We start from the raw sequence: 6,094 nt of genomic DNA, 5'->3' as shown, positions 1-6,094 counted from the left end.
GGTGCTGGGGCTCGCCGCGCTCGGCGCCGCGGCGGCGTCGGCCGTCTCGGCGCTCGGCGCCATCGCCGACAACGGCCTCGGGGTGTGCAGCGGCTTCGCCCCGCCCGGCGGCGGCGGCCCGCCGCCGCTCACCGCCTGGCTGCACGGCCTCGTCCAGACGCTGGCGGGGACGCGCGAGGTGCTCACGCTCGGCCACCTCGAGCGCCACGGCCTGCGGCTCGAGGTCACCACCACCAGCGTCACGCACCAGCGCCCGTTCCGGCTGCCGCTCCACCCCGACGACCCGGTGTTCTTCTTCCGCGAGGCCGAGTTCCGGGCCCTGTTCCCGGCCGAGGTGGTGGACCGGCTGGTGGAGGCCGGGCGCGCCGAGGAGGCGGAGCGCCGGGCGCGCACCGACGGCCGGCGCGTGCGGCTCCCCGCCCACGAACCGTCGCTGGTGCTCTTCCCGCGCGGGCCCGGGCTGCCGGTGCTGGTGCTCGCGCGCATGAGCCTCAGCTTCCCGCTGCTCCTCGGGGCGGTGCCGCTGCACGGCGTGGACTGGACGCGCAGGCGGAACCAGCGGCGGCGCGCCGAGCCGGAGCTGGAGCGGGCCTGGTTCTCCGACGGCGGGATCTGCTCCAACATCCCCATCCACTTCTTCGACGCCGCGCTGCCGACCCGCCCGACGTTCGCGATCGACCTCCGCGCGCAGCACCCCGATCACCCGCTCGGCGCCTGGCTGCCCGCGAACAACGCGTCGGGGATCGCGCAGCGCTGGCACCGCCTCGGCGCGGGGCGCGCCGCGCCGCTCCGGTTCCTGGCCGCGGTGGTGACCACCATGCAGACCTGGGTGGACGAGATGCAGCTCACCGCGCCGGGCTACCGCGACCGCATCGTGCACGTCTCGCACGCGGCCGACGAGGGCGGGCTCAACCTCGAGATGCCGCCGGAGGTGATCGCGCGGCTCGCCGCGCGCGGCGCCGACGCCGGCGTGCGGCTGCGCGACCGGTTCCGCTGGGACGACCACCGCTGGATCCGCTTCCGCTCGCTGCTCGACGTGATGCAGCGGTACGTCGCGCCGGCCTGGGCGGCGCACGCGCCCGGCACGCCGGGCCGGGCGGCGCTGCTCGAGCTGCTCGAGGCGCACCGGGGTGGCCGCGGCAGCTACCCGGTCACCGGGCCGCAGGCGGACTGCGCGCGGGCGGCGCTGGAGGGCGTGGACCGGCTGGTGGACGCGGCCGCGGCCACCGGCGGCGACCTGCGCGAGCGGGCCCCCCGGCCCGCGCCGGAGCTCCGGGCGCGCCCGCGCGTGTAGCGGCGCGGCCCCCGGAGCCGCCGAAACGGGGTAAGAGGAGGGCCTCAGGACCGCGCTCCCCGGGGACCCCGTGCTCGCAGCGATCACCCACGACCTCCACACCGCCGGCGAGGCCTGGCTGTTCCGCGCGCTGAACGCGGACGGCGGCCCCATCCTCGACGGCCTCATGGTGCTGGTGTCGTCGAAGCCGTTCGGCGCGGCGTGGGCGATCCTGCTCGCGGTGCTCATCGCGCGCGCGGTGCGCGGCCCGCTCGCCGCCCGGCTCCGCCTGGTGGCCGCGCTCGGCGCCGCCATCGCGATGAGCGACGGCCTCGGCTCGCAGCTGCTGCGGCCGCTCCTCGCGCGGCGCCGTCCCTGCTACGCGCTGCCGCCCGGCACGTTCCGCTGGCTGGCGCCCGCCGCCGACGTGGGCTCGCTGCCCAGCCTGCACGCGGCGAACTTCTTCGCCATGGCCACCGTGGCGGCCGCCGCCGGCCCGCGCCTCGGGCTCGCGGCGCTGGGCGTGGCGGTGCTGGTGGCGCTGAGCCGCGTCTACGTGGGCGTGCACTGGCCCACCGACGTGCTCGCCGGCGCCGCCTGGGGCGTGGTGTGCGGGATGGTGGCGCGCCTGCTCGCCACCTGGCTCTGGGCGAGGTGGCAGCGGCGGCGCCCGGCGGCGCCGGACCGACCCTGAACGGTTGTTCACCCGCCGGGGGCGTCGATCCCGGCGCCGCGCCGTGACACTCCTCGTGAGAACCCGAAGCCGAGGAGCGCCCGATGTCCGCCGCCGTCAACCACGTCCCCGACGCCTACCACGCCCTGACCCCCTACCTCGTGATGAAGGAGGCCGGCCGGGCGATCGAGTTCTACAAGCAGATCTTCGGCGCGGTGGAGACCATGCGCCTGCCCGGGCCGGAGGGCCGCGTCGGCCACGCGGAGCTGAAGATCGGCGACTCGCCGTTCATGCTCGCGGACGAGCACCCGGAGATGGGCGCGCTCGGCCCGAAGTCCATCGGCGGCACCGCGGTCGGGCTCGTCGTGTACGTGCCCGACGTGGACGCCACCGTGGCCCACGCCGTCGCCGCCGGCGCCACGCTGAAGGGCGCCGTGGAGGACAAGTTCTACGGCGACCGGATGGGCTCCATCGTCGATCCGTTCGGCCACCTCTGGCACGTCGGCACGCACAAGGAGGACGTCTCGCCGGAGGAGATGCAGCGCCGGATGGCGGCGCTGCCGGCCATGTGAGCGTCACTGCGCCCGCGCTCCGGATGAGCCGAGCATCCGGAGCGCGAGGCGCAGGTGGCTGTCGATCGGGTCGAGGAGCGGGACCTCGGTTCCCATCAGGTCCATGAGGTCGGTGCAGGCGACCACCAGCGCGTCGAGCGGTGCCCGCGCCGCCATGCGGCCCACGATCGCGGCGAGGTCGCCCTTCATCCCGGGCGTCTTCTCGCCGCGCGCGAGCGGCCCGAAGATCAGCGCGTCCAGGACGTCGGCCCCTGCGTCGTCGGGGACCACCACCCGGGCGCCGCCCGCCTCGAGCGCCTCGCGGAAGAACGGCTCCGAGACGGTGAAGCGCGTGCCGACGAGGCCGACCACCCGGTGGCCGGCGGCGCGCACGTCCTCGCAGGTCGCGCCCACCAGGTCGACGATGGGCAGCGGCGAGCGGGGCCGGAGCGCCGGCAGGAACCGGTGCGGCGTCACCGCCGCGAAGAGCGCCAGGGTGGCGCCGGCGCGCTCGAGCCGCCGGAGCGAGCCCAGCAAGAGCTCCAGCGCCTCCGGATCGGCGCCCGCCCGGAGCAGCGCCGAGAACCGGTCGATCCAGACGTGGTCCACGACGACGCCCGGCCGGCCCGGATCGAGCGGCAGCGCGGCGAGCCGGGCGGTGAGCTTCCGGTAGTAGTGGACGGTCCCCTCGGGACCGAGCCCGCCCACGATTCCGACGATCGGTTGCATGCGAACGACCTCGTGCTGGGGTGTAAGGGAGGGAGCCCGGCCCCGCTCGCTCAGGCGCGCGCGAGCAGCAGGGCGGCCGAGGCGGCGAGCAGCGCGCCCATGCCGCGGTCGATCCGGCGGCGCCAGCGCGGCACGCGCATGGCGCGCTCCAGCGAGGATCCGAGCACCGCCCAGGTGAGGAGGCCGGCGAGCGACAGCGCCGTGAACAGCGGGAGGAGCCGCAGGTACGCCTCGCCCGCGCCGGCGTCGCCGGAGGCCGACGCCGCCGTGACCACCATGGCCCAGGCCTTCGGGTTCGTGAACTGGAACAGGAACACCGCCGCCGGCCGCTGCGGCAGCGCGCCGCCGGCCGGGGCGCCGGAGTCCGGCCCGCGCCGGAAGCTCTCCACCACGAGCGCCACGCCGCCCCACGCCAGGTAGACCGCGCCGCCCGCCTGCAGCACGCGCCGCAGCGCCGGGGCCGCCGCGAGCAGCGCCCCCCCGCCCGCGGCCGCCAGCCCGAGCAGGGCGACGAGCCCGAGCAGGACCGCCGCGATGGCCGGGACGGCGCCCCGGAGCCCGGCCGCGGCGGCCCGGTGCATCACCACGAAGTTGCTCGGCCCGGGGGTGAACACCCCCACGGCCACCAGCCCAGCGGTCGCGATCCACGTCTTCATGCCGGCGCCCTCCATGGCTGGGATCTGCCACGCGGGGCCGGTCGGACGGGCGCGAGGTTCGGTCTCGGGACGAGACCGTTCAGGCAGGCGCCGGACCGCAGGCGCGGGCCTCCTGCTCCAGCCAGGCCACCACCGCCGCGGTGGCGGGGCGGCCGCGCCCGTGCGGCGGGAGCACCAGCCAGTAGGCCGGCCCGATCGCCACCGAGCGCTCGAAGGGCCGGACCAGCAGGCCGGCGGCGACGTCGTCCGCCGCGAGCCGGTGCCGCGCCAGCGCCACCCCCTGCCCCTGCGCCGCGGCGCGGAGCACGAGGTCGGTCGAGGCGAGGCGCGGGCCGCGCCGGACGTCCAGCGAGGCGGGCCCGTGGGCGCGCCGCCACAGCTCCCAGGTCGCGCCCGGATCCCGGTCGTGCAGCAGCCGCAGCCGCGCCAGCGCCGGCGGCCGGCGCGGCGAGCCCGCCGCCCGCCACGCGGCCGGGCTCATCACCGGGTACAGCACCTCGTCGAGCAGGGGCTGGCAGTCCAGGTCGCGCCAGGGGCCGCGCCCGAGCCGGATCGCGAGATCCACCTCCCCGGCGCCCGCGGTCCCGAGGTCCACCGGCCGCGGGTCCACGAGCACCGAGACCTCCAGGTCCGGGTGGCGCGCCTCCAGCGCGGGGAGCCGCGGCAGCAGCCAGCGGCTCGCGAACGAGGCGGTGGTCGAGATCACCACCGAGCGCTCCGAGCGCGCCTCCCGCACCGCGGCGGCGGCCCGCTCCAGCTCGCGCAGCGCGGCCAGCGCCGCCTGCCCGAGCGCCTCGCCCTGCGGCGTGAAGGAGAGCCCGGCCCGCCCGCCGGGGCCGCGCGTCAGCGGCGTGCCGGCCCAGGCCTCCAGCTCGGCCAGGTGCCGGCTCAGCGACGAGTGGGCCACGCCGAGCTCTCGCGCGGCGGGGCGCACGCCGCGGTGCGCGAACACGAGCGCGAAGGCGCGGAGCGCGTTGAGGGGGAGGTCCTTCACGGTCGCGAGGATAGACCACTCGCGCGATCAGCGCGCGTCCGCGGCGGGCCCGGGCGCGCACAGGCCGCCGCAGTCGGCGCCGCGGGGCGGGGCGCAGTCGTCGCGCGGGTCGTCCACGCAGGCCCGGCCGCCGGGGCACCGGATCGCCGCGAAGCCGCCGCACGCCACCGGGACCACGCACGCGCCCGGGCAGCCCGCGTCGGACGGCCAGGCGCAGGCGTCGCCGGGCACGTCCACGCAGACCTGGCCCTCGGGGCAGCCGGCGCCGCATCCACCGGTGGCGGCCGGCGAGCGCGCGCCCTCCCCGCGGTGGCCGCGGCCGCCGCCGCAGGCGACCAGCAGCGCCGCGGCGCCGAGGATCGCGAGCGGCGTGCGCCGGCGGCGCGCCATCACGGCTCCCGCACCGGCTGCCGCGGCCGGCTCGGGATGCGCAGGACGAACGCGGCGCCGGCCGCGACGAGCGCCGCGGCGGCGAGGAGCGCGTAGCGCGGCGGCCGCACCACGAACGCCAGCCAGGCGAGGCTCACCGCCATGCTCCCGAGCGCGATCGCCTTCACCCAGACCGGGATGGCGCGATCCCGCTGCCACTTCTGCAGCGGCGGCCCGAAGAGCCGGTGCGTGTACAGCCAGCGGTGGAAGCGCTCGGAGCTGGCCGAGAACGCCCAGAGCGCCACCAGCATGAACGGCGTGGTGGGCACGATGGGCAGCAGCAGCCCGATCGCGCCCAGCGCGAACGCCGTCCAGCCGAGCGCGAGGAGCAGCAGCCGGCGGGCCGGGGCGGCGCGGGTCGCGGCGGTCGTCGGCTCGGGGTCGGGCGGCACGGGAGAGGTGTAGGGCGGATCGCGCGCCCGCCGCAAGCATGCCGGCCGGCGCCCGCCGGGGCCCCCCGGCTCACATCCCCAGCTCCTTCTCGAGGTCGGCCTGCTCCCTGCGGAACTTCTCCTGCTCGGCCTCGGTCTTCTCGAGCTTCTTCCGCACGTCCGCGGCCGACGGCCTCGGCCCGGGCGGCGCGCTCGACGCCGGCACCGCCGCCCGCACGCGATCCTCGCGGCCGGCGAGCGTGAAGAGCTGGGCCGCCCGCATCCGGTCGCCGGACGCGAGCGCCCGCTCGCCCTCCGCGGCCGCCCGCTCGCGCACCGCCGCCCGGCGATCCTCCCGGCCCGCGAGCGCGAAGTAGCGGCCCGCCTCGGCGAGCTCGGGGGCCGACCCGCCGCGCAG

8 protein-coding genes and 1 pseudogene are annotated in these 6,094 nt (G+C 78.1%); 3 read left to right on the top strand and 6 right to left on the bottom strand.

From position 1 onward, the window contains the following. From PSR1_RS21030 to PSR1_RS21020, 3 genes are all read left to right on the top strand, one after another. Positions 1-1,294, top strand: a 1,294-nt coding sequence (locus tag PSR1_RS21030; RefSeq protein ID WP_059439330.1) for a patatin-like phospholipase family protein, incomplete at its 5' end; no start/stop codon positions are given. A 70-nt stretch (positions 1,295-1,364) separates the two neighbouring features. Next, the gene (locus tag PSR1_RS21025) at positions 1,365-1,967 is read left to right on the top strand and encodes a phosphatase PAP2 family protein (RefSeq protein ID WP_059439329.1); all 603 of its coding nucleotides are present in this window, start codon (positions 1,365-1,367) and stop codon (positions 1,965-1,967) included. An 83-nt stretch (positions 1,968-2,050) separates the two neighbouring features. Then, positions 2,051-2,518, top strand: a complete 468-nt coding sequence (locus PSR1_RS21020) for a VOC family protein (protein WP_059439328.1) — start codon at positions 2,051-2,053, stop codon at positions 2,516-2,518. 3 nt (positions 2,519-2,521) lie between these two features. Here the strand turns inward: PSR1_RS21020 and PSR1_RS21015 are convergent, their stop codons facing one another. From PSR1_RS21015 to PSR1_RS24100, 6 genes and pseudogenes are all read right to left on the bottom strand, one after another. After that, a complete protein-coding gene (locus tag PSR1_RS21015) occupies positions 2,522-3,226 on the bottom strand; it encodes an aspartate/glutamate racemase family protein (protein WP_059439327.1) in 705 nt (234 codons plus the stop codon). Positions 3,227-3,276: 50 nt separating this feature from the next. Continuing rightward, positions 3,277-3,882, bottom strand: coding sequence for a LysE family translocator (locus PSR1_RS21010; RefSeq protein WP_059439331.1), 606 nt, complete (start codon positions 3,880-3,882; stop codon positions 3,277-3,279). Between the two features lie 79 nt (positions 3,883-3,961). After that, positions 3,962-4,876, bottom strand: a complete 915-nt coding sequence (locus tag PSR1_RS21005; RefSeq protein WP_059439326.1) for a LysR substrate-binding domain-containing protein — start codon at positions 4,874-4,876, stop codon at positions 3,962-3,964. Between the two features lie 27 nt (positions 4,877-4,903). Then, positions 4,904-5,266: a hypothetical protein gene (locus PSR1_RS21000; RefSeq protein ID WP_059439325.1), complete on the bottom strand. Its 363-nt coding sequence runs from the start codon at positions 5,264-5,266 to the stop codon at positions 4,904-4,906. Next, the gene (locus PSR1_RS20995; protein WP_237758181.1) at positions 5,266-5,697 is read right to left on the bottom strand and encodes a YbaN family protein; all 432 of its coding nucleotides are present in this window, start codon (positions 5,695-5,697) and stop codon (positions 5,266-5,268) included. Before PSR1_RS20995 ends, PSR1_RS21000 begins: the two co-directional genes overlap by 1 nt. Before the next feature lie 70 nt (positions 5,698-5,767). Then, positions 5,768-6,094, bottom strand: a pseudogene (locus PSR1_RS24100) (hypothetical protein); the annotation flags it as partial.

The sequence above is a fragment of the Anaeromyxobacter sp. PSR-1 genome (assembly GCF_000964525.1).
GTDB lineage: Bacteria > Myxococcota > Myxococcia > Myxococcales > Anaeromyxobacteraceae > Anaeromyxobacter.
This window is presented reverse-complemented; position numbering and strand designations above follow the sequence as displayed.